Source organism: Pseudomonas sp. SMN5 (genome assembly GCF_052041925.1).
Classification (GTDB): Bacteria; Pseudomonadota; Gammaproteobacteria; order Pseudomonadales; family Pseudomonadaceae; genus Aquipseudomonas.
In genome coordinates, this window is record NZ_JBKGGX010000022.1 from 58,252 (window position 1) to 85,106 (window position 26,855).

General features: G+C 54.2%; 23 protein-coding genes. 8 read left to right on the forward strand and 15 right to left on the reverse strand.

The annotated features are described in order from the left end of the window. Positions 1-29: 29 nt before the first annotated feature. The 3 genes from ACLEJR_RS20645 to ACLEJR_RS20655 all read right to left on the reverse strand — a co-directional run bounded on the left by ACLEJR_RS20645 (position 30) and on the right by ACLEJR_RS20655 (position 3,194). On the reverse strand, positions 30-788 hold the full coding sequence (locus tag ACLEJR_RS20645) for an alpha/beta hydrolase family protein (protein ID WP_440797858.1): 759 nt from the start codon (positions 786-788) through the stop codon (positions 30-32). Next, entirely contained in the window at positions 778-1,887 is a 1,110-nt protein-coding gene (locus tag ACLEJR_RS20650) for a DUF3182 family protein (RefSeq protein WP_440797856.1), read from the reverse strand. The genes ACLEJR_RS20645 and ACLEJR_RS20650 overlap by 11 nt, the downstream gene beginning before the upstream one ends. Before the next feature lie 308 nt (positions 1,888-2,195). After that, a complete protein-coding gene (locus ACLEJR_RS20655) occupies positions 2,196-3,194 on the reverse strand; it encodes a GlxA family transcriptional regulator (RefSeq protein ID WP_440816119.1) in 999 nt (332 codons plus the stop codon). Between the two features lie 99 nt (positions 3,195-3,293). Here ACLEJR_RS20655 and ACLEJR_RS20660 point away from each other — a divergent pair, with 99 nt between their 5' ends. The 4 genes from ACLEJR_RS20660 (at position 3,294) to ACLEJR_RS20675 (ending at position 7,146) form a co-directional block, all read left to right on the forward strand. Beyond that, positions 3,294-3,848 (forward strand): cysteine hydrolase family protein, encoded by a 555-nt coding sequence (locus ACLEJR_RS20660; RefSeq protein ID WP_440816122.1) that lies wholly within the window; start codon positions 3,294-3,296, stop codon positions 3,846-3,848. A gap of 482 nt (positions 3,849-4,330) precedes the next feature. After that, positions 4,331-5,881 carry a hypothetical protein gene (locus ACLEJR_RS20665; RefSeq protein ID WP_440816124.1) on the forward strand — a complete coding sequence of 517 codons (1,551 nt, stop codon included), beginning with the start codon at positions 4,331-4,333 and terminating at the stop codon, positions 5,879-5,881. An 87-nt stretch (positions 5,882-5,968) separates the two neighbouring features. Next, on the forward strand, positions 5,969-6,670 hold the full coding sequence (locus ACLEJR_RS20670; protein ID WP_012270256.1) for a hypothetical protein: 702 nt from the start codon (positions 5,969-5,971) through the stop codon (positions 6,668-6,670). A gap of 59 nt (positions 6,671-6,729) precedes the next feature. Beyond that, positions 6,730-7,146 carry a very short patch repair endonuclease gene (locus ACLEJR_RS20675; RefSeq protein ID WP_440816127.1) on the forward strand — a complete coding sequence of 139 codons (417 nt, stop codon included), beginning with the start codon at positions 6,730-6,732 and terminating at the stop codon, positions 7,144-7,146. Between the two features lie 27 nt (positions 7,147-7,173). Here ACLEJR_RS20675 and ACLEJR_RS20680 read toward each other — a convergent pair whose 3' ends face one another. Continuing rightward, positions 7,174-8,895, reverse strand: coding sequence for an ATP-binding protein (locus ACLEJR_RS20680; protein ID WP_440816128.1), 1,722 nt, complete (start codon positions 8,893-8,895; stop codon positions 7,174-7,176). Between the two features lie 8 nt (positions 8,896-8,903). After that, positions 8,904-10,037, reverse strand: coding sequence for a DNA cytosine methyltransferase (locus tag ACLEJR_RS20685; protein WP_012270253.1), 1,134 nt, complete (start codon positions 10,035-10,037; stop codon positions 8,904-8,906). A gap of 371 nt (positions 10,038-10,408) precedes the next feature. Here ACLEJR_RS20685 and ACLEJR_RS20690 point away from each other — a divergent pair, with 371 nt between their 5' ends. Both ACLEJR_RS20690 and ACLEJR_RS20695 read left to right on the forward strand, forming a co-directional pair. Further along, complete coding sequence (locus ACLEJR_RS20690; RefSeq protein WP_012270252.1) at positions 10,409-11,755, forward strand: ATP-binding protein; 1,347 nt, start codon at positions 10,409-10,411, stop codon at positions 11,753-11,755. Then, positions 11,755-12,720, forward strand: a complete 966-nt coding sequence (locus ACLEJR_RS20695) for an O-methyltransferase (protein ID WP_440816130.1) — start codon at positions 11,755-11,757, stop codon at positions 12,718-12,720. The genes ACLEJR_RS20690 and ACLEJR_RS20695 overlap by 1 nt, the downstream gene beginning before the upstream one ends. Before the next feature lie 149 nt (positions 12,721-12,869). Here ACLEJR_RS20695 and ACLEJR_RS20700 read toward each other — a convergent pair whose 3' ends face one another. Together ACLEJR_RS20700 and ACLEJR_RS20705 are read right to left on the reverse strand one after the other, a co-directional pair. Further along, positions 12,870-13,343 (reverse strand): hypothetical protein, encoded by a 474-nt coding sequence (locus tag ACLEJR_RS20700; RefSeq protein WP_440816131.1) that lies wholly within the window; start codon positions 13,341-13,343, stop codon positions 12,870-12,872. Positions 13,344-13,359: 16 nt separating this feature from the next. Then, positions 13,360-13,785, reverse strand: coding sequence for a hypothetical protein (locus tag ACLEJR_RS20705; RefSeq protein ID WP_196176575.1), 426 nt, complete (start codon positions 13,783-13,785; stop codon positions 13,360-13,362). An 85-nt stretch (positions 13,786-13,870) separates the two neighbouring features. On the opposite strand from ACLEJR_RS20705, the gene ACLEJR_RS20710 reads away from it, so the two are divergent. Continuing rightward, the gene (locus ACLEJR_RS20710; protein ID WP_012270246.1) at positions 13,871-14,146 is read left to right on the forward strand and encodes a helix-turn-helix domain-containing protein; all 276 of its coding nucleotides are present in this window, start codon (positions 13,871-13,873) and stop codon (positions 14,144-14,146) included. A 1-nt stretch (position 14,147) separates the two neighbouring features. Here ACLEJR_RS20710 and ACLEJR_RS20715 read toward each other — a convergent pair whose 3' ends face one another. From ACLEJR_RS20715 to ACLEJR_RS20740, 6 genes are all read right to left on the reverse strand, one after another. Then, positions 14,148-14,612, reverse strand: a complete 465-nt coding sequence (locus tag ACLEJR_RS20715; RefSeq protein ID WP_012270245.1) for a hypothetical protein — start codon at positions 14,610-14,612, stop codon at positions 14,148-14,150. Further along, positions 14,605-16,674 carry an integrase gene (locus tag ACLEJR_RS20720; protein ID WP_440816135.1) on the reverse strand — a complete coding sequence of 690 codons (2,070 nt, stop codon included), beginning with the start codon at positions 16,672-16,674 and terminating at the stop codon, positions 14,605-14,607. Before ACLEJR_RS20720 ends, ACLEJR_RS20715 begins: the two co-directional genes overlap by 8 nt. Then, entirely contained in the window at positions 16,664-18,229 is a 1,566-nt protein-coding gene (locus tag ACLEJR_RS20725; RefSeq protein ID WP_440816137.1) for a site-specific integrase, read from the reverse strand. The genes ACLEJR_RS20720 and ACLEJR_RS20725 overlap by 11 nt, the downstream gene beginning before the upstream one ends. Further along, positions 18,222-19,508 carry a tyrosine-type recombinase/integrase gene (locus tag ACLEJR_RS20730; RefSeq protein WP_196176577.1) on the reverse strand — a complete coding sequence of 429 codons (1,287 nt, stop codon included), beginning with the start codon at positions 19,506-19,508 and terminating at the stop codon, positions 18,222-18,224. The genes ACLEJR_RS20725 and ACLEJR_RS20730 overlap by 8 nt, the downstream gene beginning before the upstream one ends. 132 nt (positions 19,509-19,640) lie before the next feature. Further along, positions 19,641-20,156 (reverse strand): single-stranded DNA-binding protein, encoded by a 516-nt coding sequence (locus ACLEJR_RS20735; RefSeq protein WP_053151937.1) that lies wholly within the window; start codon positions 20,154-20,156, stop codon positions 19,641-19,643. Positions 20,157-20,165: 9 nt separating this feature from the next. Beyond that, entirely contained in the window at positions 20,166-21,563 is a 1,398-nt protein-coding gene (locus ACLEJR_RS20740) for an MFS transporter (protein ID WP_440797851.1), read from the reverse strand. Between the two features lie 179 nt (positions 21,564-21,742). On the opposite strand from ACLEJR_RS20740, the gene uvrA reads away from it, so the two are divergent. Continuing rightward, positions 21,743-24,577: an excinuclease ABC subunit UvrA gene (gene uvrA, locus ACLEJR_RS20745; RefSeq protein WP_440816140.1), complete on the forward strand. Its 2,835-nt coding sequence runs from the start codon at positions 21,743-21,745 to the stop codon at positions 24,575-24,577. A 158-nt stretch (positions 24,578-24,735) separates the two neighbouring features. On the opposite strand, the gene bfr is transcribed toward uvrA, so the two are convergent. Continuing rightward, complete coding sequence (bfr, locus tag ACLEJR_RS20750; RefSeq protein ID WP_420767529.1) at positions 24,736-25,200, reverse strand: bacterioferritin; 465 nt, start codon at positions 25,198-25,200, stop codon at positions 24,736-24,738. A 158-nt stretch (positions 25,201-25,358) separates the two neighbouring features. Further along, positions 25,359-26,807 carry a catalase gene (locus tag ACLEJR_RS20755; RefSeq protein ID WP_440816142.1) on the reverse strand — a complete coding sequence of 483 codons (1,449 nt, stop codon included), beginning with the start codon at positions 26,805-26,807 and terminating at the stop codon, positions 25,359-25,361. Positions 26,808-26,855 lie beyond the last annotated feature (48 nt).

Below are 26,855 nucleotides of genomic sequence, written 5' to 3' on the forward strand. Positions count from 1 at the left end.
GCGATAGGGCCCTAATTATCACTACAAAATCACCGCTCCTGAATAATGCTCAACCGCTCCCCTACCACCATTTCCGTGATCCAACCCACCAAGATCGAGGTGTAGGCCTGTTGTGACACAGGGTCGCTCAAGGCATGGTCGGCGCCATCGATGATCCGGTGGGTCAGCGAATGGGTCTGCTGGCAGGCCGCTCGATAGCTCATGATGGTGGCGTGAGGGACATGATCATCCGTTTCAGACTCCACCAGCAGCACATCACCGGTGAATTTCGAACAGGCCTGCAAGGCGCGGTTGGTGTCGGCGTGCACCAGGGTGCTGCGGTAATCCAGCAGGTCGGCCTTGTCCAGATCGCGCTTAGGCGTATTCCATTGTTCGTCGCGATACAGCGCCGGCACTCGCAAGGCCAGCCAGCGCACCGGTCGCAGCGCGGTCAGGATCGAGGCCAGGTAGCCGCCGTAGCTGGTGCCCACCACGGCAATCGCCGAAGTGTCGAGGGCCGGATGGGCCAGCAATCGATCATAGGCCGCCAACAGGTCGCGAAGATTGTCTTCCCGCGTGACCCGCGACAGGGGAATTCCCGCCCCACCGGTATGACCGCGCAAATCGAAGGTCAGGCATACGCAGCCCAGGCCGGCGATGCCCTTGGCCCGTTCCAGGTCGCGCTCCTGGCTGCCGCCCCAGCCGTGCACGAACAACACGCCGGGGACCTTGGATTTGGGACTCAGGAAAGTCCCGTTCATCCGTTCATCGTCAATCTCGATCTGAATGGTTTCGCTTCTAGCCGTCATAGGAATGAACCGTCACGTATTTGAGAAGGAAATCGCCATTGTGCGCCGGGCCGCGGTAGACCTCCCGGGCTCCGGGCGGCAGCGGTTGGTCGACGTAGGTCTCCACCGAGGACACCCGCACGGCGCAGGTTTGCGGGTCCTCGACGAACGCCTGCAATGCCGCCAGCTCGGCACTGCTGGCCCCGCCCATGCGCCAGGACTGCTCCAGGACGCCGCCGCGGGGCTGCCCCCCGACATCCAGGCCCTGGGCGATGTCGTAGTTGCGCCGGGACGCGAAAAAGTTCGGGTAGGCCTGGTTCGCTGCGTCATCGAACACCTGCGCCAGCCGCACCGCCTCACGTACATCGTCGGGCAGCTCCAGCTTGAGCAGTTCGATATAGCCGCCCTGGGCCACCAGCAAGTCCGAGCCGCCGTAGACTTCCAGGCCTTCACTGTCGCGGGTCAGGTGCTGCACACCGCAATAGCTCAAGACCCAGCCGTCGATGAAGCTCTGGCCGACGCTCTGAGTCTTGACCTCACTGAGGTTCTGTTCCAGCACCACACCATCGCGAAACGTTGCTTGGGCGTCGGGCGCAGCGGCCAGTTCATCGAACTGCGCCAGGCTCGCGATGACCCGCTGGTCGCGTCCGGCAGAGGCATGGATCGGCTTGAGGCGGATCGCCCCGTTGTACAGCAGATGCTCGGCGGCCAGGCGTGCGTCCTTGAGCGAAAAGACCGTCACGCCATCCAATACCGCGCTGCGGGTCAGCTTGGCAAACAAAGGCGACCAACCTATTGGCGCCACCGCGTGCTTATTCAACAGACCGTGGGCGATCGCCTTGGTGCAGATGAAATCATGCTCGACGAAACCGCCCCACAAGTCCTCCGGCCCTTGCACGCCCAGGCGCTGCGCGGTCTCGGTGCCAATCAGGGTTTGGGTGGGCAGCCAATACAGATCTGGAGCGACGGCTTGCTGCCCGTCATGACTGCCGCCGAATTCCCATCCGAGAATCTGCGCCAGCCAGCGGGCCAGCGCCCGATTGGTCTCGACTTCGTGGAGCGGTGCGTGAGGATTGACCGAATGAGCCATTACCGTTTTCTTGCGATTGACCGACGTCATGCGTTGCCCTTTTTCCTGCGCTCGATGGCTGTCGGTAAAGGGGTGCAGAGATCAGGCCAACGCCGCGCCACTGGACGCAGGATCAACGCAGCGGCGGCCTGGAGGTGAAATGGATGGCACCTGGCCTGTTTCATTCTGCACGACAGGCCCGCACGATCCGGCAAAATGCACGATATCCTCGAAGCAACACATCCCCGTGGCGAGGGAGCTTGCTCCCGCTGGGGTGCGAAGCGCCCCTCAATGTCACAAATCAAACCAGGGGCCGCTGCGCAGCCCAGCAGGAGCAAGCTCCGTCGCCACAATGAGATTTATTGTGGCCTTGAGATCGCGGGCGGACTCACCCCAAACCGTGCCCGATAGTCACTCGGCGCCATCCCGGTGATTTTCTTGAACGTGGCCCGGAAGGCACTCGAATCCTGATAACCCACCGTCCAGGCAATGTGATCGATGGTGCCATTGGTGAATTCGAGCATCTCCCGGGCCTTTCCGACACGCAGGTGTTGGCAGTACTCGGTGGGCTTGAGCCCGGTGGCGGCGCGAAACCGGCGCAGGAAGGTGCGCTCTTCCAGCCCGGCCCGCTCGGCCATCGCTCCCAGCGAAACGTCCACTGCGCCGCTGCCTTGCAACCAGTGCTGGACCTTGAGAATCGCCTTGTCCCCGTGCCCGAGGATCGGTGCGAAATTGCTGCCGCACTGGCTTGCACTGTCGCTGTGCTCGATCACCAGGAACTGCGCGGTGCGCGTGGCAATGCTCGGGCCGAGCAGGCGATCCACCAGGCGCAGGCCCAGCTCCGACCAGGCCATCAGTCCGGCGGTAGTGATCAGGTCGCCATCGTCGACGATGGGCTTATCGGCGTTGAGCTTGATCGCCGGGTAACGCTCGGCGAAACCCTTGGCGGAGGTCCAATGGGTGGTGGCGCTGCGCCCGTCGAGCAGGCCGCTTTCGGCCAGCAGGATCGAACCGACGCAAACTCCGCCCAACACCGTGCCGCCGGCGTGCAGCGTGCGCAACCAGTCCATCAGCGCCGGGCAAGCCAGGCCGTCGTCGAACGCGGCAATCGATGGCGGAATCAGCAACGCGACCAGCTGACCGGCCGGCCCGGTTTCGCTGTCGAATTCGCGCATCGGAGCGTTGCCCTGCCCCGCCCGCCAGTGGCTGACGCGCAAGCGCGGCAGCTGCGCGTTGGCCTGTTCGCCGGCGATCCGCCCCGCCACTGCAAACAGATCGGTCAAACCGTGCACTGCCGCCAACTGCGCGCCGGGATAAATCAGGATTCCCAACTCGGCGACTGCCCTGTGCTGCGTCATTGTCAGTTTTCCCTCGCTTTTTGTCGTTGCGGCCAATCCTCGAACCGGCGGCAAGCGCCAATACTGGCCGCACATCCAATCCGATCAAGGAAAGCCTCCATGTCCAAGCAAGCGCTCATCGTAGTCGATATCCAGAACGACTACTTCCCCCAAGGAAAATGGCCACTGGTCGATGCCGAAGCCGCCGCCGACAATGCCGCACAAATCATCGAAGCCTTTCGCCAGACCGGCGACCCGGTGGTGCACATCCGTCACGAATTCACCTCCGACGACGCCCCGTTTTTCACTCCCGGTTCCGACGGCGCGAAGCTGCACGCCAAAGTACTCAACCGCGCCGATGAACCGGTGGTGCTCAAGCACTTCGTCAATTCGTTCCGTGAGACCGAGCTGCAAGCCATTCTCGAGCAACTCGGTGTCGAGAAACTGGTCATCGTCGGCAGCATGAGCCATATGTGCGTCGACGGTGTCACCCGGGCGGCGGCGGACCTGGGTTATGACGTCACGGTGATCCATGACGCTTGCGCCACCCTGGACCTGGAGTTCAATGGCGTCGTTGTCCCAGCCGCCCAGGTGCATGCAGCCTTCATGGCGGCGCTGGGATTTGCTTATGCGAGCGTGGTGGGTACGCAGCAGTTCCTCAGCGCCAAGGCCTGATCAGCAAGCGTAAAAAAACCGCGCCTCGGTAACGAAGCGCGGTTTTTTCTTGAGCGAGGCTTTCGACTGCGTCTTAGAACGGTTCTGTGTACATGGAGAGCGTAAACAGGTCGCATACCCTTTGAAAATCAAGGTCTTGGACACACATAACGATCTCCGAACAGAAAAAAAGTAAACAAAGCCCAGGCTACAGGCGGGTTGTTTACATTTTGCTTGCTTCAGCGGCAGCCGTCAGCCAGTAAAGCTGTTGGGCTAAACTGCCCCATTCCCGCTCGTCATGGCCAAAACCCATCCATCCGTACGAGCAAGATCACACTGAGCGTCAGGTAGATCCCTGCCGACGCCGCAGAGCGGCCAAAGGGTGGAGCTCAACTGCTGCTCACCTGAGCCGACGAGAAGCATCGCTTGGGCTGGATGCCAGATCGCCATCACCCCGGCTTTCGCTTCTGATAGATTATTTTGAACAAGTAGGGGGAACTTGAATGTCTAGCTCGGAAAGACCAGGTGTTTTCGACATATCGGATGCAGAGGGAGTGAATGACTCCGAGCGATTGCTGATGAGGCTATGCCGAAAGTCGTTCTTGAGCCTGTGGGCCCACGCCAACTTGCACACTGACCAGGACATGCACAATGGGAAGGGAAGCGCGAAAGAGTTTGCCGATGTAATGGTCGTATTCGGAGATGACATCGTCATTTTTTCCGACAAGCACATCACCTATCAGTCCGAAACTGATACCAAGGTTGCTTGGAAGCGCTGGTATAAACGTGCCGTTACTAGTTCTGCAAAGCAGTTGTATGGTGCCAAAAGCTGGCTGGAGCGTTTCCCACATAGGGTGTTTTTGGATTCCAAATGCACTCGACCTCTACCCGTGCAGATTCCCGACATTACAAAGATACGTTTTCACCTTGTCGCAGTGACACGGGGGAGTGCTGAGGCCAGCGCGAAGCACTTCTCAGGCAGCGTCGGCTCGCACATGATCCAAACCGGCGTGGACCACAACGCCTATGCGGAACTTCCGTTTACCACTGGCCCGCTAGATTCTAGTAAAGAATTTGTCCACGTCTTTGATGAGATCTCCCTCGAAGTACTGATGCACGAGATGAGCACCATCAAGGACTTCGTCGAATACCTAGGTGCGCGTAGGGCCTTCTTGCTCAATCCGAATACGATAATAACAAGTGCAGGGGAAGAGCAACTGATTGCATCTTACTTAATGCATACTAATGAAAATGAGCATGCATTCCATCCTAGTACAGAAAACGCTCCTCATCACATCAGCTTCGATGAAACACTTTATCCTGAACTGCTATCACGCCCAGAGTACAGGGAGATGCACGCCCAGAATGAGATAAGTGAATTTTGGGATGCGTTGATCGAAAAATTTATAACCGTAGGGGATCCAACGATCACTGACCTGGGCGCGAATCAAAAGAATCATGAAACTGAGCTCGCCCTGCGACTTATGGCAAGTGAAACCAGGTTCATGAGACGTGAGCTATCACGCCACTTCTTTGAGATGATGGAACTAGCAAAGGCCGGGCAGTACGTGCGCCGGGCTCGCACCCTGACTACACAGCAAGCTCCAGATCTCCTATATATTTTTTTGGCATGTCCGAAGTTTGCAGAGCAGTCCTATGTGGACTACAGGCAATACCGAAGTAGGCTTTTGCTTTCGTATGCACAGTGCGCAAAACTTAAGTTCACTGGAGCTAAGACCATCATCGCACTTGGTTTCGATCATCCATTGAAAGACTATCAAGGGGGCTCCGAAGACGTATGTGTATACATTCGCGATGAATACACTGAGGAGGAGCGGACTGAGGTGGAAAGGCTGAGATCGGCGCTTGGAATCTACGCGGATTCCAGCACCCCGACAGAGAGCAGGAGCTTTCAGTTTCCGGCGGCGGACAGCCTTCAACTTGGCACCGCCGTCGTTGTTCGGCAAACTGCAAGCAAGCGAAAGCAACTAAAAACAAAGAAATCAAAAAACATACAACAGAAGCAAGCGAGAAAAGCTAATCGGAAAAGATAGTTTTTCCCCGAGTCGGAGGTTTTGAGGTAGCCTCAAACTGTTATTGAAGCTTAGAGCCCACATCGCACCTGTAACTGGAGCTAATGTATGGATCCGAAGCATCTCTTTCTAGATGAGCGCTTGAAAGGCAGATGCACCTATTGCGGTGGGCCGCCGGAAACGGTTGACCATGTGCCCTCCCGCGTTCTTTTGGATAATCCACTTCCAGCAAATCTTCCGGTCGTCGAAGCCTGCCAAAAATGCAACGGCGGCTTCTCGTTGGATGAGGAATACATAGCGTGCCTGCTGGAATGCACCATGTCCGGAACAACCGAGATCAGCGAGCTATCACGAGAGAAGATAAAGCATGCACTAGCCCGAAATCCGCGATTGAGAAATCAGTTGGAACAATGTCGTAGAACGGATGACTGTGGACATATCTGGTGGCAGCCCGACGAAAGGAGAGTCCGCAACGTAATCATGAAGTTGGCGCAGGGGCATGCGGCATACGAGTTGGGAGAGTCCTGCAACGATCAGCCGGACCATTATTCGGTTCGCGCCATCCCAACGATGACTACTGAAGAGATAAATGACTTCGAGATCCTTGAGGACTGCGTTCAGCCGCTATGGCCTGAAATAGGATGCCGTGCGTTTCTACGAGCATCGGGTAAACCCGTTCCTCCAATTCAAATTGGAGCATGGTTGATCATACAGTCCGGACGCTACAGATACCTGGTTGACTGGCAAGATGGTGTCGACGTCAGAATTATTATTGGCGAATATCTAGCCTGCCGGATAGTATGGTACTGAAGAAGCATATCTCAATTAAGCAACCGTTCGAGTCGAATTGAAATTGCTTAGGCCCCCTAATGGACAGATTGAGCGTCGAGCAGCGTAGCTGGTTAATGAGTCGTATCAAAGGAAAAAATACGACCCCGGAACTTATCGTCAGAAAGTTAGTGTACGGCATGGGGTATCGTTATCGACTACATCTAAAATATCTACAAGGACGGCCAGATCTTACCTTTCTGAGAAGGAAGAAGGTGATATTCGTAAACGGTTGCTTTTGGCATGGCCACCCTAACTGTAGGTATGGGCGACTTCCGAAAACCCGACTCGAATACTGGCAGGAGAAAATAGAGAAAAACAAAAGAAGAGATACAAAAAATATTCATGCCCTCCAAGCAGATGGCTGGCAGGTACTAACGGTCTGGCAATGCGAACTTAGAAATCTAGAGCAACTGAGGGAAAAACTGCAAAATTTTATAGATGGGCCAATAACATAAGGCCCATCTGACATACCATCAGTAAAATCAGCTCCCCAAAAATGTTTCCAGAGCCTTTAAAGCATTGTTCCTTATCTGCTTTGCCTCAGAAAAATCAGTAAGCACTCCATCTTCGTGCACAATACCATTCAGGCGCGATAGGTCCTTAATAAAATTATCTATTGAGGTCTTTGTTCCTCTCCGCAGGTCAGAGCTAAATATTTCAGTATTTTTCACCGCCCAACTTAACATATTTGCCAGAGACGGAGTAAAGTCACGCTTCTGCTTTTGACTGAAAGGCCGACCCTGAACAGCCTGCTCCTCGAAAATGGAGTCCTTTACTTTCTGATAATGTTTATGCCTCAACAAATAATCACGAAGCGCCGCCTCAAACAATACACGAAGCAATATCATTGCTGTATATGGGTGCTCTTTGATTGAGATCTCCCGAGCCTCCTGAAGGAAGGATGCGATTCGTGGCGAGCTACTAATTGAGGATAAGTTGTAAATCAACATATCCATTTCTTTAGTATGAATCGCAGATCCAGGAACCACTTTGCCTTTAGGATCAGCACCTCCACCTAGAGGTTTTCCACCAAGCCCGCTAGCAGCACCAGTACCTCGGGGCTTAGCTGGCTCGGAGGCTACGCCCCCAGATTTCGGCTGCCTTAAGTTTCTATTTCTACTTCGATAATCATCCGCAAGCTCCTTAAGCGAACTCAAAACCTCTATATGCGTTTGATTATTTGTATTTATACCAGTTTTCTTCGTATCCCATGGTAGCAGAGAGGGGTCCTCGCTAACATAGTGAGCCCAACCAAGGAACCCATGATACTCGTTGTGCCAAGCCGTTGTTGTCCAGCCAGTAATTTTGGTTTTATCGGCAACCAATATTATCCTGTCATTGCAAACAACATACCACCCATATTCAGGTGTCAGCCCCTTAATAACCGGTTTAAATTGTTCATAGTCGATTTCAAATTTCGCTATGCGATAATTTTCATGAAGCCCGGCCTCCAGGTACACGGATACGCCACTTTGAGATACAAAATTCTTTGCTCGCTTCTCTAAGAAATCAGGATTGCGTATTTTTGGGCCGAAGCTACCCACCTTTTTCTTATTAACACTAATTACCAGCCCTTTAGCACAAAATATTGCATAGCGAATTCTTATTTGATCTCGCAGGGTATCAAGCCAAGTATCTGAACCTAAATCTGATAGCACATCATTTTTAACGCTATCGATTTCTAGCTTATAATAACTTTTCTTACTTGTAGGAAGTCTTCTCGCCTGGATAGTTGATTTATTCTCTACTGCTAATCGCACATCCATCTCAGAAAACCCAAGAGAGAATGCATGCACCCCATTATCTGTCATCAGCCGCACAGAACTTCCAAGCTTGAATATAGCCCGATTAAGCCCGACCCCATAATGACCAATACCAAAAGCGTGTTTCGACCTCTTCCCTATTGTAAAAACCTTGTCAGAAAGCGTGCTCTCATCTATCCCAGCACAATTATCGGACACAGCTACTTTTCGAGAGGTAACATCCAGATCAATCTTAAAGCCCTTATATGAGGCTGGCAACCCATATGAATCCTTTTTGAAACTCTTTGAAGCGCGAATAATTTTCGAGCGAGCAGCATCTATAGAGTTATCAATTAAGTCGTATATGCACTCTATCGTGCTCACATCGGAAGTGAGGCCTTGAATCAAATAGTCGGCGTCCGAGTTAAAACTTACCTCAATGCTATCCTTCACGACCGCCATGCTTCCTCCTACGCAGCGACTCTGCGCTCTAACTTTTCCGCAATAATGCTCATCAAATGATGAGACATAAGTGGCGAAACACTATTTCCTATCATCCGGAAAGAATGCCACATCGTGGGGTGAAAAAGGAACCAATCCGGAAACCCCTGCAGTCTGGCCGCTTCTCTAACTGTAATTACTCGTGGCTCTGAGGGGTGAATAGGCCTCATAGCCTGAAAGCTGCCTTTATCGCTCCCGGTGCCAGCGCGCAGCGTAGGGCAATGCCCTCCCCAGGAAAGCCTAGGATATCGACTTACCAGCTCCGTCTCACCAGGGCGGGTCTCGCTGAAGCGCTCAATTACTGGTTGCGTGTGCTTTGTGTTTATTACGCCAGAAATCTCGCCATGTATCAGACGTTCTAATGAAAGTTTCGAGCCTAGTCCTTTTGGTGGCATCGCCCGCATTTTTAAAGCGTATTCCGACAATGACACCCTCCTATATTTCGCCCAAGTGAACAGCTCAGACGTTCTTAACTCATCGTCATTAGGAGAGGGGATATCACTTATGGCTTCTCGAACAGTGACGGAACTTTTCACAAGGCTAGCAACCACCTCCTGCTGGGTGATAACGTCCATAGAAGAGGAGTCGACACCTATTATCACCACTCGCTTCCGAGAGGTTGCGGCCCCACAGTCAAGAGCATTAATTTTCAACGGACCAACAACATGATAATTTGCAGGAATTAAATTGAGCGCAGCCTCTAGAACAAGTTTATTCTTCTCATCCAAAAGCCCTTCTACATTCTCCATCAAGAAGAATCTCGGCTTCAACTCACGCACCTGTTTAAAATATTGCCCTAGCAAAGCATTTCTCGGGTCATCGGTTTTCCGAAGACCTATACGACTAAATCCTTGGCAAGGGGGCCCGCCAATAATTCCATCTATCCTTTTTCCTTTAAGGATACCTTTCCACATACTTGGTGTAACTAGCGCCAGATCAGTGTTGATGGTTTGCGTAAGAGGGAAGTTTAAGCTATAGGCGGACTGGAGATCCTTATCAACGTCCACTGCTGCTAGCGAATGGAATCCTGCCAATTCAGCTCCAAGCCCAAGGCCGCCACAACCAGAAAACAAGTCGATCACAAGAGGTTTTGAGGTGTCCACGGCATGCCCCTAGATGAGAATTGGGGGAGAGTGCCATGAAATAGCATTTTTGTCGATCGTCAGGACATCGAATCCTTTATTGTGCACGCCCACCCCTGATCCGTTACCTGAATGGTGTCAGAATAAGCTGGCGCTATGACATCATCAAGAGTACAAATTCATTAGACTCTCTGGCCCGCATGCAGGACGGCTAGGGAACGCCGTACCGTATGCAGACTCAGCCCAGGCTACGCTTATAGGTTGCAGCGACGACAGGCAGTGAATGGCTACACCTGGCTCGTCCTCAATGGCGGCGTGATGACGCCGGACCGGGTATGAGGTAGCGTAGTGCTAACGAGCATCGCATCATCAGTGCAATTCGAGGAGGAACTGTGGCAGAAACGGATTCTGAGATCAGGGACAGCATCAGTGCAGAGCCAACAAAGGCTTTCTTCGTAGATATGCTTGTCCGGGATATCCCTCTCGAACAGGCAGTGCTCGATCTTGTCGATAATTGCGTTGACGGCGCCAAGAGACTGGCTAAGCAGGCAGAGCAACCGTATGAAGGCTGCTCGGTGAAAATTACTCTTGATCAGACACATTTCCGCATTTTGGACAACTGCGGAGGCTTTGATATCGAGACAGCCCGTGAGTACGCGTTTCGATTTGGACGTCCAGCCGGTGCAAAAGCCACATCTCACTCCATTGGGCAATTTGGTGTTGGGATGAAGCGTGCTCTATTCAAATTTGGCCGCCATTTCAATGTGCAATCAGCGACCTCAAATGAGGCTTGGGCTGTTGATGTAAATGTTGACGAATGGGAAGCACAATCTGGGTGGAGCTTTCCATGGGCAAAACCTCAAGACAACAGCGTATCAACTGCCTCGCCAGGAACCGATATCAAAGTTACAAAATTAAGACCTGAAGTAGCCCTGAAGTTCGGAACGGCCTGGTTCAGAAATAGTATAGTTGGGCTGATAAAGTCAAAACATCGTCAGTTCATATCCGACGGCCTACAGATTTCAGTCAATGATTTTCGCATTGACGCAACCAACATTTATTTGCTGGTAAGCAATGGCTTTACACCTGGCACAGACATACTCACGTTTACAAGCGAAGGTTCAGCTCCGGTAACTGCGAAAATAATCGTAGGCGTAGGAACGTCGTCTCCTAAGGAAGCTGGATGGAATGTCATCTGCAACGGCCGAGTTATTTTAGAGGCGGACAGACGAGCTGTAACTGGCTGGGGCTTGATTGAAGAGGAAGCAGGAAAAACATTAATTCCAAGCTTCCACAATCAGTTTGCCAGATTTCGCGGCATAGTATCCTTTGACTCCGAGGATTCGTCACAAATCCCTTGGAATACAACAAAAACTGATGTAGACCAAGATAGTATTATATGGAGAAAGGCATTTCAGCGAATGCTTGAAATGATGCGCCCTGTAATTGATTTCCTAAATGAACTTGACGCAGACATTGATGAAAACACCCGCGAAAAAAGCGCCCTATTAGACTTTGTCACAAAAGCGTCCCCCCAGCGTCCTGAGTCATTTTCGGTAAAAAAGGACTTCACTGCTCCCGCCCGAGGGTCGATAGTTAAGGGCCCTAAAATGGTTAAGATTCAATACTCCCGGGCCGTGGATGATGTAACTTTCCTTCAAGATGCGCTAGGGCTTGGATCGGCCAAGGCTGTTGGCGAGGCATGCTTTGATATGATTTTGAAAAGGCAACGTGACTAATGGCAGCTAGTTTTCGAAGGATTGACTACTCCCTGCGCCCCGCAAAATATGCAGAGAGAAAAATGTTGGTCGACATTTTTCGTCGACTGACTCCATTCCAACCAATTGAGGACTATGGCTACGTTGGCTTTGGTTCTGTATGGTTTTCTGACTTCATTTTATTCCATAAATCTCTCGGCATCAAAAACATGGTTTCAATAGAAGCATCAGAAGGTGCACGCGAGAGGTTCGAAGAAAACCGCCCATTCCAAATAAGTATGAAGTTTTCGAATTCGTCAGAAGCACTACCCAAGCTTAATTGGGACCAGCGCACCGTTGCCTGGTTAGATTACGACGACACCTTAGTTACATCAATGCTGCATGATGTCCGATCTGTAGCATCTCGGGCTGTGTCGGGCTCTATCTTAGCGGTATCTGTACAATGTATGAAAGCCAAGGCGCTTATTGAATATCATGAAGAAAATGATCCGTCAAAAGCGAGCGCCATTGAAAGATTTAGGCAAACTTTTGGTAGAGAGCGCGTACCTGATGAAGCGCGAGATGAGGACCTTGCCGGATGGCCTTATGGCAAACTATGCAGAAAAATTCTAACAACTGAAATAGAGCTTGCACTATCAGATAGAAATACAAATCCAGAAACAGCCATGCAGTTTATCCCAATATGCGAAATCGAATATCAGGACGATGCACGCATGACAACTATAGTTGGGATATTTGTTTCACCGGAAGAAATTGAGCGCTATAAATCCTGCTCATTTAACAAATTAGACTTCATGCCTATAGACAATAAAGCCATCCGCATAGAGATGCCTAAGCTTACAGTTAGAGAGCTTCGAAAAATTGAACAGCAGCTACCGAATATTGAAGGCGTAGAGCTTTCTCTCGGTTCCATACCGCGATCAGACGCGGAAAAATTTTGCAAAATGTATCGGTACTTCCCAAACTTTGCAGTTATGGAGGTCTAGCTGGAGTCGGAAGCCACTTCGCGTATTAAAAGACCTATTTTACCTTACCATATAAATTCCCGAGCACCGGCAATTCGTCGAAAACATCCACCTACAGCATTGACAACATCTGAAATCAATTGATTTTATACTTACTGCATAGAGATGAACTACTCTAACTTAGTATATCCCGTTATTCGCCCCAAAGTTGCAGCATAGTGACGGGTCTGATATTTCAGAACAGCTTTCATTTGTGGGGTAATATCTTCCTTTAGCCCCCACTCAAAGGCTTTCTTATCCAGCATGTGACGCGCAGCGAGTTCAGCAGCCTCAAGGGTAGGTTGTGGGGGTTTCAGTTCATCCCATTCGTTCAAAACCGTCCTTAGCTGAGCAGCTTTCGAACGCAGTATGCAGGGATAACGGATCAGCCGGTCTATTACGTACAGCAGCCTTCGCCTTTGCTCGTCGGCCGTATCCGGCCGAACCAGATGCTTCCTGAGCAAATGAACTAGGTCCAATTCCCCATACCAAACTTGTTTCGCAAAGTCAGCCAGGGACTCTTCAGCAACCTGTCGTGGGCTAGGCAAACTGATATCATCTATCAATTGAAGGACAAACAGTTCACCCTGCTGGTCTAGATCCAAGGCCGCCTCCGCAAAGTCATCTCCGAGAGTAAATCAATCGAAGGGAGGTATGCTCCAGATCCTGAACATATCCGTCCCAATAACTACCGCCACCTTCCAACTTGTAGACATATGCCAAGTGCTCCTGCGTAGGACTGATCGCCTCGCATAACTCCACGAGTCCCTCCATCAGCCAGCCCGTGCGCCGATTGAGATGCCTTGGGCTAACCAGCAGCACATTCTCCACACGCAGCCTCTCGGTCTGCTGCGACAGCACGTCTTCGAACGCCGACATGTCTGCGATCATCAGCATGCTGCTCAAGGTTACGTCGCCACTCTCCTCTGTGCAGCAGACGTAAAGCCATGGACACTGGATCGCCTGCTCGACGTAGCGCCAAACGCGAAGTCCATCGCCGAACGCACCGGCTCCTTTCACCTCTGCCTTCAGATGTGTTCTGAACATGCCATAGCTCCACCAAATGAACACTATAGATTGTAGCCCTAAAGAGCTCACGCAGGCTTCATCGTTCCTTTTGCGAGGTTGGCAAATGGAACTGAAACAAGCATTCGGGCAGGCTCTGAAGCAGCTCAGAATGAGCCAAGGGCTCACTCAGGAGGATTTTTCCGACGTAAGCAGTAGAACCTATCTCAGCACACTTGAGCGAGGCCTGAAGAGCCCGACCCTCGATAAGCTTGACGAGATTGCATATGTCATGGAGGTGCACCCCGTGTCGATCCTTGTCCACAGTTACTTACTGCGCGATAGATCAATGACCATCGAGCAACTGTTCAAGCGTGTCCAGGAAGAGCTTGGAAACCTTTGACTCACCCCTTACCGCCTGCGAATCTCTTTGTGCGGGTAAGCTTAGTCAGCTCTCTATCCACGCGAGGAAGGGGCGTGCTCAGAGATTCTTTCGTCATCCCTTTCAAATATGCGTTATAGGCCCACGTCACGAATTGCTCGAGCAGACTTTCGTTCTCCACTTTCAGGCGAGCGTTTTCGGCCTCCAAGCGCTTAAGACGTTCTGTAAGCGCTCCAACCTCTGCAGTAGATAATTTTTGGTGGAGCCGCGAACCAGGCACCTTGCTAAGACGCGCCTTAGTAGCCTGGTATGTCGATTTAATACGGGCGTGCTTGTCGAGTGCCTGACGCGTGTAACGAACACCCAGGTGCTTCTCAATTGCCTCAATGAGCAGATCCCAAGAAAGCTTGCCTGACCACCCATCCAACACACAGACAATGTGTTCGATGGCATGATCATCGAGATTTTTTGCTCGCCTTTTAGCCATGCTTGCTCCGCTTCATTCGGCTAGCGTTAGTCGGCGCCAAGCGCTTTAGCGTCGAATAACCATCCAATGCGGCTCGATCCTCTAGCGCTTGCTCCACTCCCGTCGAAGAAATGATCGGAACATCAGCCAGCTGAATTACAGCGCCGGTTGGAACTGCTGGGTTATCAAGAATCTCTGTAAGCTGTATCAGACGTAGTACAGTCTTCTTATGGTGCTCCATCCAGCGATCCGCTCCGTAGTAGCCCTTCACCGTCGCAGCTTCAGCACGCACCAGCAATTCCTGCGCATCCTGTAGCCGACGTTCCACCATTATGGCCTTGCCTTCATCGCCCTTCACGCATACGTGCTCGTTACAGTTGATGCAGTCGGCATGCCGCTCGCATGGCATCATCGTGTAGTCATGGACGCAGAAGCCAAAGTCAGTTGTATGGGCTGTCGGAATCTTAAGACGTGCAAACTCATCTCGTGAAATCGGGATATTCTTCGGCAGCTTCGCCAGCGGGCCGAACATATGGGATTCGTCGCCAATGGACTCGCGAATCTTCGCCACCATTTGATCTGCGCTCACATGGTCATAAACCTCGTTTTGACGGACATCCAAGCGCCCCGACCACTTCGCAATATCCAACTGACTCATCCCCCCTGCCTGCGCCAGGGTGTTCAGGTAGTGACGGAACTGATGGGTAGATACTCGGATTCGGCTGCCATCTGGTTCAGTGAAGCCAAGGCGCTCAAATATGGACTCAAAGCCATGCTCACTTCTGGTGCCGAGTGCTGTATTCACCTGATTGATGCTGACCGGCTCAATGACACAGCTAAATGTACCTCTTGCAGAGTGGAGCTCATTACGCCGCACTACGATGAGTGCCTCCGAATATTTGAGTCCCATCTCCGTGTTTAGCAGCGGAAACCCGGATGGAAGTTGCAGTATTGCGGCCTTTTCAACATCAGCAAATCGCGCGCATACGCCGCTTTCATTCTTAATCAACAACACATTATTTGCGGTGCACCATTGACTCGCAAATGAAGCCGACCCTTTCTCCAGCAAAATCACCTGTTGAACTTCATCCATTGTCAGCAGCTCTTGCCTCCTGAGGTGTTCCAAATCGTGGGGCAGATACAGCCTTTCAGGATTAAACTCATACCATTGAGCAATACGACGAGCGTCTTCCGTCAAACGCCTAATTTTGGCGATGGCCTCAGCGACAACGGGAGCCATCGAGGGAATAATCCATTTAACCATTGGATCAGCCCCCTTAGCCGGTTGCCATCGCAGACCGTAGGCATCTTTACCGCCCGAAGTTTTGTCATGAACCTCACAGCTCTCGGCAAGCAGTAACACCTCATTGATACGATCAGGAGCAGAGCAGAGAATCGCGGCAATCGACGAAAACAGCACGTCTTTAGGCTGGGTCGCAATCTGAAACGTCTTAGGAAGCGCTTCCAATGCGGCTTGAGATGGCATTTTTTCGGTACGGCGCTTGTCAAACTCCTGCCCCACACGAACCGTATCGAGCGGTCGTTTGATAGCGCTACGCCACGAGAGCGGAACCGCTGTCAGACGGTTTTCTGACATGAACTTAGCAATCAACTCAAGCTGAGAACCCACTCGATAGGCCGTAGATCCTGAAAGCCGTTCAGCGATAGCTCGCGCAGCTCGATTAAACGTGTCGCCATCCATCATCACTGGGACCAAGTGGCCGCTCTGCCTAAGGGCAGCATCAAGGGCGCGCAGCGCAGTAACGCGAAAAGCTGGATTCTTCGTCGGTCGCATACCCTGCATATATCGTACGTAAGCCTTGGCAAACGAAACAAACGGTTCAGCCATCTGAGTTGGCAGTATGTCGTCTACAGTTTCTTGAGTAGAGAAATAGACGCGGACCCGCTTCTTCCCATGCCCCTTCAACTGCGTGGTGTCAGTTACGTCCCAAGCCATGTCATCAAAGCGCAGGTCTGCACCGAAAATGGTGAGCTGCGATCTGCACATAGTGACGAACGCGGCTAAGTTCGCTGAAGCATCTATCTCGGCCTTTGGCGTGAATACCGCGATATCAGCAGACATCACCTTCCTCCTTCCGAGTTTCCCGAATTTGTCTTATCACCTCAGCAACGGCAAGAATCGTCCGATCATTTATGGTTGCAATTCGAGTATCCACTCCCGACATTAACCGGTCACGCTCGGACAGGAGGTACTCCAGTACCGCTTCGTGAGGGCCATCAATCCACGCTTGAAAACTCTTACATGTGTAGCAAGCAATTGGCGCCATAAAGCCGCACGAACCACAGCGACTGCAGTTACCCATTGGCTTCATGCATGCGTCGAAACGGGGGTCAACGATGCGACTCCTAGGGTCATCGCCGCGGATTGCCAATGATTCGTCGTTGATGATGACGCCGGCAAAAGCATGAGCCAGGGGTGCCATGTGAAGTGCTATAGCATGGTCAATTCGCTCAACGATTTCCGGGGTAGCTTTCACATAAACACCAACGTTCTGCGTGTCACTGTGGTCGAGCAGTTCAGCAATTATGAGTTCCCCGTGCCCTTCCCGTGCGGCGGACGTAGCAACCGTATGTCGCAGCCTTTTTGATGTAACTTTAATCGGTTCACCTGTGCGCTCAGAGCGTACATGCAAAGCACTGAACACTGACTTAACTCTGTGTCCGATCGCCTCAGGTGACGAATGATCATGAAAATTTGGACGAGCACAACTCATTGAGTTCTTTTTGGGAAACAAAGGCGCTTGCGACGGCGCATCCAAGAATTCTCTTTTATCCTTAAATCTTTCCAGGATACTGTTCGCATGGGAAACGAGGAGTTTCCCTATGCTTGGCGTTATCAAGCGGTCCTTGAACTGCTCCCGCCGTGCCTCGGCAGTGGCTTGTTTAACCCGCGGAACTCTCAGTACGTACTCCTTTCGCCCATCGGACTTATCAATCTCACTTATATCGCACACCTTCAGCATTGCGAACTGAATGTTTCTCTGCCCCAAGAGCAAACAGAGCCAAGCCAAAAGGTAGTCATCGAGAGGAATCTGGCCAACGGCAAAGGCATCGTTTAGTGCCGCGTGCACAGCAGAACGTTCAACGTCCGTAAGAGGACCTTTAAGAGGATCCATGGTCAGGACCGCAGTTCCTTTCCGGACGCCTTTAAGGCGAATGCTATTTAGGAAGCGAACGGCGTCGCCCGTCACACCTGGCACTCCAAGGCGGTACCATTTTTTGAAGAATGCCCTCAAGCCTCCTAACTTCCACTCCTTATCGGAGCTCAGAGATGCTCTATAAGTAATAAGAAGTGGTGCGTCAATTTCATTTACCAATCGCTCCCGAGCAGTAGCTATCGATACCAATAACACCCTTAGGTTGTCGAATATCGCAGCGACGGTCGACGCTTCAGTGTTCTCGGCATACCAGATCAGGGGGACCTTCGCAGACTCAACAAACTCCTCTGTTGCATACTCACTCAGTCTGTTGAAGTTCACGCAAATTGCACTGAGGCCATCGTGAAACGCCCAGCGTTTTCCACTCGGATCGAAGACCGCCCCGCTTAGAGTACTCACGGTGGGCGGAAGCTTCTGGTAGCCGGAAAGACGGGAGGGTAAGACAGCTTCTTCAGTCATTATTGCCCCACCCTTCTGTCTGCTTAGACTGCATGCCTAGAGACACCTGCTGAGCTTTTAGTCGAACGTGTCGACGAGTGTATTGCCCAGCGGTTTTCGAGGTCGGCGCCCACCCCATCAAGAACGAGCGCATGCGTTCTTCCTCGGCGTCAGAGACCTTCGCATTGTCCATTATGTCCGAGAAGCGGTCGTTCCACGTGTGGCGAAGAACATGGGGAGTCACAGCATCGAACTCGCCATTAAAGGCATTTCGAAGTTCGGCGAAAACAGCATTCACGGCACTTAGCGACAGGGGCGACCCTGTGCCCATGGCGATGAACAGGAATGGGTGACGCCTTGCGCCTTCAGTGTTTCGGCGTGTATTCGTTATATATTCGTGCGTCAGCCTGCAAAGACCTGGGGATAACGGAATTTTTCTATCACGTGTCTTGACCAATGGCTGATCCTTTCGGGGATCCTCCGGATCGTCTGCCCGTCTGGCCACAATCAGCTCTTCCGACTGGAAGTTAATGTCGGGAATTTTTACATTTAAAAGTTCGCCACGACGTAGGCCAAGCTCGTAGAACCAGCGGACCAGGAGAGAATTCCGAATACGCGCGCCTTCCCCCTTCCAGGGGTTCTCCGGCGAGATCGGCGATGTGACGCTGAGGAGTCTCTCGGCAACCTCTGGCTGAAGCCCTTCCCTCAGTCCAATGGTATTCCGGCCCTTGTGGCGCGGCAGTCGCGCATCCAGAGCAGCCTTGCAAGATGTCCATTCATTCCAAAGTCGCTCGCCCTCAGCTGCACCAGAGTGATGACGCGCCATGTGGTATCTCACAAGCCAATCAAGATAGTCCCGGATGACCCGAATACGGTTAGCTGCGGTATGACCCGCTACCTCAGTTGGTGCAAATTGCCGCTGAACAAGGCGCAAACTTTCAGCGGCGCCTCTACGAACGGATTTATGGGAGGGAGGGATGGAATTGCACTTCAGTTGATCAGCGACAGGCCGCCTACAGTGCCGAACAAGCTCGTCAAGCTCGCTCAAACGAAAGACACTTCCCTCTTGAATCCGCTGGTCAATATCAATCTGATTTGAGTCGAGGAATAGCTGCAATACCATGATTGACCGCAAGACTTGGTCAATCGTATTGCTCGCCCTGTTGGTAGCCCGAATCTCGCTGAGCACATAAACAGACGGCTCGAATAAGGGATCACCGGTGGCAAGTGCTATCAGCACAGGCAGGCGCTCCCCAGAGCTCAAAACAATCGTCTTTACCGCATACGGATTCAGAGTCATTTGTTTACACCTTCGGGAGGTAAACGCTTAACAAATGTAGCTCTTACTCCGCAAAAATCTGTAAACAATAAAAAAGCGAAGCCAAATCAATGGCTTCGCCTCAGATGTTGTCACTTCTTAAATAGCTGTTTTTCAGAACGGAATATCGTCATCGAAGCTGTCGAAATCCGGAGCCGGTTGCGGCGCGGCCTGTTGTGGGGCCGGGCGCTCGCGCTGTGGCTGAGGCGCCGACTGTGGACGCGGGGCCTGCTGGCGCGGGGCGGACTGCTGGTAGTTGTTGCCACCTTGTTGCTGGTCGCCCTGTGGACGGCCACCCAGCAGCTGCATGGTGCCTTGCATGTCGACGATGATTTCAGTGGTGTAGCGCTTGATGCCGTCTTTTTCCCACTCGCGGGTCTGCAGCTTGCCTTCGATGTAAACCTGCGAACCCTTGCGCAAGTATTCGCCGGCGATTTCCGCCACTTTGCCGAACATCGACACGCGGTGCCATTCGGTCTTCTCGACCTTCTGGCCGGTCTGCTTGTCGGTCCACTGTTCGCTGGTCGCCAGACTCAGGTTCGTCACGGCGTTGCCGTTCGGCAGATAGCGAACTTCGGGATCCTGGCCGCAAGTACCGACCAATATGACTTTGTTAACCCCACGGGCCATAACGTTCTCCTAGGCTTCGCACGCAGTCGGGGCCGGGTTGTTCACCAGGCGCTCGAGCGTCGCACGATCCAATAATTCGGTGTCCAGTTTGATATAAACGGCCGCTTCGTCGGCGACCACCACTGCATCGGTTACTCCAACGACGGCCTTGAGGCGCTCGGTCAGGCCTGCTTCGCGGATGGCTTCGGGCGACAACGGCAAGCGCAGGCTCGTCACATACGGAGGTTCGCGCATGGTAACAGCAAAAAGCAGCCAAAGTGCAGCCAGCGCGGCGCATCCCAGGAACACAACCGACAGACCGCCATGCTGGAACAACCAGCCGCCGAGGATCCCGCCCAACGCCGAACCCAGGAACTGGCTGGTGGAGTAGACCCCCATCGCCGTGCCCTTGCCGCCCGCCGGTGAAACCTTGCTGATCAACGACGGCAGTGAAGCCTCCAGCAGATTGAATGCGGTAAAGAACACCACAGTGCCGATCACCAGGGCCCGCAGGCTGTCGCCGAACTGCCAGAAGAATAGCTCAGTGAGCATCAGCGTCACGACCGCGCCGAGTAAAACTCGTTTCATTTTGCGTCGCTTCTCGCCATAGATGATGAACGGGATCATGGCGAAGAACGAAATCAACAAGGCCGTCAGGTACACCCACCAGTGCTGCTCCTTGGGCAGCCCGGCCTTCTCGACCAGCGCCAGCGGCAAGGCGACGAAGCTGGACATGAGCATGGCGTGGAGCACGAAAATCCCCAGATCCAGGCGCAGCAGGTCCGGATGTTTGAGAGTCGGGATCAGCGCCTGGCGGGCCACGCCCGACTCGCGGTGCTGCAACGGCCCGGTGGAGCGCGGCACCATGAACGCAACGATCAGAATCCCCACCAGTGCCATGGCCCCGGTCGCGAGGAACAAGCCGGACAGGCCAAAGGCGCGCGTCAGCAGCGGTCCTACGACCATGGCGACCGCGAACGACAGACCGATCGTCATGCCGATCATCGCCATGGCTTTGGTCCGATGCTGTTCTCGGGTCAGGTCTGACAGAAGCGCCATCACCGCTGCGGAAATAGCCCCGGCGCCTTGCAGAATGCGTCCGGCAATCACGCCCCAGATCGAGTCGGCGTTGGCCGCCAGCACACTGCCGAGGGCGAAGACGACCAGCCCCAGATAGATGACCGGACGGCGGCCGATGCGGTCGGAAATGATCCCGAACGGGATCTGGAAAATCGCCTGGGTCAGGCCGTAGGCGCCAATCGCCAAGCCGATGAGGGCCGGGGTTGCGCCCGCCAGGTCCATGCCATAGGTGGCCAATACCGGCAACACCATGAACATGCCCAGCATACGGAAGGCGAACACCAGGGCCAGACCGCTTGCCGCGCGGGTCTCGCCGCTGCTCATGCGTTCGCTGTGGGGATCGTGCATGGAAAAACCTCATGTGAACCGGCGGCGATTCTACCAGTCCCATCGATTGAGGGGGTATATGGCGACCGTTTGCCGCGCAGTCTTCATGTATGGCGCAAAACTCACTTTCAATAGTGTGTATCCATCCAGTATTTACCCGTATACTCCTACGTTTTCGACGCCCGCCGAGCGAGGCCACTTTGGACAAGATCCTGATTCGTGGGGCCCGTACCCACAACCTGAAGAACATCGACCTGACCCTGCCCCGGGACAAGCTGATCGTCATCACCGGCCTGTCCGGATCCGGCAAGTCATCGCTGGCTTTCGACACGCTGTATGCCGAAGGCCAGCGACGCTATGTCGAGTCGCTGTCGGCCTACGCCCGGCAGTTCCTGTCGATGATGGAAAAACCCGACGTCGACACCATCGAAGGCCTGTCGCCGGCGATCTCCATCGAACAGAAGTCGACCTCCCATAACCCGCGGTCGACCGTCGGCACCATCACCGAGATCTACGACTACCTGCGCCTGCTGTACGCACGAGTCGGTATCCCGCGCTGCCCCGACCACGACATTCCGCTTGAGGCCCAGACCGTCAGCCAGATGGTCGACCTGGTGCTGGCCTTGCCCGAAGGCAGCAAGTTGATGCTGTTGGCGCCCGTGGTCCGCGAACGCAAGGGTGAACACCTGTTGGTCTTCGAAGAGCTGCGCGCCCAGGGTTTCGTACGGGCCCGGGTCAACGGCAAGCTCTGCGAGCTGGACGAACTGCCGAAGCTGGATAAACAGAAGAAGCATTCGATCGATGTGGTGGTCGACCGCTTCAAGGTCCGCGCCGACCTGCAACAACGCCTGGCCGAGTCCTTCGAGACCGCGTTGAAACTGGCCGATGGCATCGCCCTGGTGGCGCCGATGGACGATGAGCCGGGCGAGGAGATCATCTTCTCGGCACGCTTCGCCTGCCCGATCTGCGGCCACGCCATCAGCGAACTGGAACCCAAGCTGTTTTCCTTCAACAACCCGGCCGGCGCCTGCCCGACCTGCGATGGCCTGGGAGTGAAGCAGTTTTTCGACACCAAGCGCCTGGTCAACGGCGAGCTGACCCTGGCCGAAGGCGCGATTCGTGGCTGGGACCGGCGCAACGTCTATTACTTCCAGATGCTCGGGTCGCTGGCGGCCCATTACAAGTTCAGCCTGGACAAGCCGTTCAACGAGTTGCCTGCCGACCAGCAGAAATACATCCTGCACGGCAGTGGTTCGCAGAGTGTCGACTTCAAGTACCTCAACGACCGCGGCGATATCGTCAAGCGCTCCCACCCGTTCGAAGGCATCGTGCCGAACCTGGAGCGCCGCTATCGCGAGACCGAATCGGCCAGCGTGCGCGAAGAACTGGCCAAGTTCCTCAGCACCCAGCCGTGCCCGGATTGCCGCGGCACCCGCCTGCGCCGCGAAGCACGGCACGTATGGGTCGGTGAAAAGACCCTGCCGGCGGTGACCAGCCTGCCGATCGGCGACGCCACCGAGTATTTCGACGGCCTGAAGCTGACCGGGCGCCGGGGGGAAATTGCCGACAAGATCCTCAAGGAAATCTGTGAACGCCTGCAATTCCTGGTGAACGTGGGCCTGGACTACCTGACCCTGGATCGCAGCGCGGACACCCTGTCCGGCGGCGAAGCCCAGCGTATCCGACTGGCCAGCCAGATCGGCGCCGGCCTGGTGGGGGTCATGTACATCCTCGATGAGCCGTCCATCGGCTTGCATCAGCGTGACAACGACCGGTTGCTCGGGACCTTGAAACACCTGCGGGACATCGGCAACACGGTGATCGTGGTCGAGCACGACGAAGATGCGATCCGCCTGGCCGACTACGTGGTGGACATCGGTCCCGGCGCAGGCGTGCACGGCGGGCACATCGTCGCCCAGGGCACCGCTGCCGAAGTCATGGCGCACCCGGACTCCCTGACCGGCAAATACCTGTCGGGCCGGGTGAAGATCAAGGTCCCGGCCAAGCGCACACCGCGTAACAAGAAGCTGTCGTTGACCCTCAAGGGTGCCCGCGGCAACAACTTGCGCAACGTCGACCTGGAAATCCCCATCGGCCTGCTGACCTGTGTCACAGGCGTGTCCGGTTCAGGCAAGTCGACGTTGATCAACAACACCCTGTTCCCTCTCAGCGCCACGGCGCTGAACGGCGCCACGACCCTGGAAGCCGCCGCCCACGACAGCATCAAGGGCCTGGAGCATCTGGACAAGGTCGTCGACATCGACCAGAGCCCGATCGGACGGACACCGCGCTCCAATCCGGCAACCTACACCGGGCTGTTCACGCCGATCCGCGAACTGTTCGCCGGCGTGCCGGAGTCCCGCTCCCGCGGCTACGGCCCGGGCCGGTTCTCCTTCAACGTCAAGGGCGGGCGCTGCGAAGCTTGCCAGGGCGATGGTCTGATCAAGGTGGAAATGCACTTCCTGCCCGACATCTATGTGCCGTGCGATGTCTGCAAGAGCAAGCGTTACAACCGCGAGACGCTGGAGATCAAGTACAAGGGCAAGAACATCCACGAAACCCTCGAGATGACCATCGAAGAAGCTCGTGCATTCTTTGATGCAGTGCCGGCCTTGGCGCGCAAGCTCCAGACATTGATGGATGTGGGCCTGTCGTATATCAAGCTCGGTCAGTCGGCAACAACCTTGTCCGGTGGTGAAGCCCAGCGGGTCAAGCTGTCCCGCGAGTTATCCAAGCGTGATACCGGCAAGACCCTGTACATCCTCGACGAGCCGACCACCGGCCTGCACTTCGCCGACATCCAGCAACTGCTCGATGTGCTGCATCGCCTGCGCGACCACGGCAACACCGTGGTGGTGATCGAGCACAACCTGGACGTGATCAAGACCGCCGATTGGCTGGTGGACCTTGGCCCGGAAGGCGGCTCCAAGGGCGGCCAGATCATCGCCGTAGGTACACCGGAGCAGGTGGCCGAGATGAAGCAGTCCCACACCGGCTACTACCTCAAGCCGTTGCTGGAGCGTGATCGAGACTGATCGATACCAATCACGAAAAAGCCCCTGCCATCTCTCGATGCCAGGGGCTTTCTATTTTCCTGTGGGAGCGAGCCTGCTCGCGATGGCGGTGTGTCAGCTTGCATCTCTGTGGCTGTAGAAACGCTATCGCGAGCAAGCTCGCTCCTACGAACGGGCGATCAATACTGCGATTGCAGGTAATTCTCCAACCCGATCAACTTGATCAGACCCAACTGCTTCTCAAGCCAGTAGGTATGGTCTTCCTCAGTGTCATTGAGCTGCACACGCAGGATCTCGCGAGTCACGTAATCATTGTGCTGCTCGCAAAGCTCGATGCCTTTGCACAGCGCCGCACGGACTTTGTATTCCAGGCGCAGGTCGGCGGCGAGCATGTCGGGCACCGTGGTGCCGATGTCCAGGTCATCCGGACGCATGCGCGGTGTGCCTTCGAGCATCAGGATCCTGCGCATCAGCGCGTCAGCGTGCTGAGCCTCTTCTTCCATCTCATGGTTGATGCGTTCGTAGAGCTCGGTAAAACCCCAATCCTCGTACATCCGCGAATGGATGAAATATTGATCACGGGCTGCCAGTTCGCCGGTCAGCAACGTGTTGAGGTAATCGATTACGTCTGGGTGACCTTGCATCGCCCTACATCTCCACAAGCTTTGAAAGACTCTAGTTTGAACCAAGCTGACCGCGAGGTCACTGTTCCATCGCAATAAAAGTGAAGAAAATCCGAGAAACACAGGCGAAATAACGCAAAAACCGCCCTAATGAGGGCGGTTCTGCTTCTCGTTTAGACTTAGTTAAGCTGTACGCCCAACGCTTTGGCAATACCTTCTCCATAAGCGACATCCGCCCTGTAGAAGTGTTGCAGCTGACGATCGACGACATCTGCCGAAACACCACTCAATGCACCGGCAATGTTGCTGATCAGAAGAGCCTTCTGCTCGTCGTTCATCAAGCGGAACAGCGCACCGGCATGACTGTAATAGTCGGTGTCTTCGCGGTGATCATAACGATCCGCCGCCCCATTGAGGGCCAAGGCTGGCTCCGCATAGCGCGGGGCTTGCTTTGGCGCTTCCACGTAGCTGTTAGGCTCGTAGTTGGGCGCCGCTCCGCCATTGCTGCCAAACGCCATGGCACCATCACGTTGGTAGGTATTCACTGGGCTGCGCGGAGCATTGACCGGCAGTTGCTGGTGATTGGTGCCCACACGGTAGCGATGCGCATCGGCGTAAGCGAATACCCGACCTTGCAGCATGCGGTCCGGCGAGAGACCCACGCCTGGCACCATGTTGCTCGGGCCAAACGCAGCCTGCTCGACTTCAGCAAAGTAGTTCAGCGGGTTGCGGTTGAGCTCCAACTCACCGACTTCGATCAACGGAAACTCTTTCTGCGACCAGGTCTTGGTCACATCGAACGGATTCTCGTAATGAGCCGCCGCCTGGGCCTCGGTCATGATCTGTATGCAGACGCTCCATTTCGGGAAGTCACCGCGCTCGATGGCATTGAACAGGTCACGCTGGGCGTAATCCGGATCGGTACCCGCCAAACGTGCCGCTTCAGCCGGGGCAAGGTTCCTGATCCCTTGCCTGGTCTTGTAGTGCCACTTCACCCAATGACGCTCGCCTTGTGCGTTGATCAGGCTGTACGTGTGACTACCAAAGCCGTGCATGTGACGGTAACCGTCGGGAATGCCGCGGTCCGAGAACAGGATGGTGACCTGGTGCAGCGCCTCAGGCGAGTGCGACCAGAAATCCCACATTGCCTGGGCACTTTTCAAGTTGCTTTGCGGCAGACGCTTCTGAGTGTGGATGAAATCCGGGAATTTCAGTGGATCGCGGATGAAGAATACCGGCGTGTTGTTGCCGACGATGTCCCAGTTGCCTTCCTCGGTGTAGAACTTCAAGGCGAAACCGCGCGGATCGCGCTCGGTATCGGCAGAACCACGCTCACCGCCCACAGTAGAAAACCGCAGGAAGGTTGGGGTCTGCTTACCTACCGACTCGAACAGCTTGGCACTGGTGTATTGAGTAATGTCACGGGTCACGGTGAATGTACCGTAGGCGCCCGACCCTTTGGCGTGCACACGACGCTCGGGGATATTCTCACGGTTGAAGTGGGCAAGCTTCTCGATCAGATGGAAATCGTCGAGCAGCAACGGACCACGTGGGCCGGCGGAGCGAGAATTCTGGTTATCGGCGACTGGAGCGCCGCTGGCGGTCGTAAGCGTTTTGATCTGGCTCATGATCAATCTTCCTGGTCGGGTCTTCGAACTGCCGGCTAATCGGCTGGA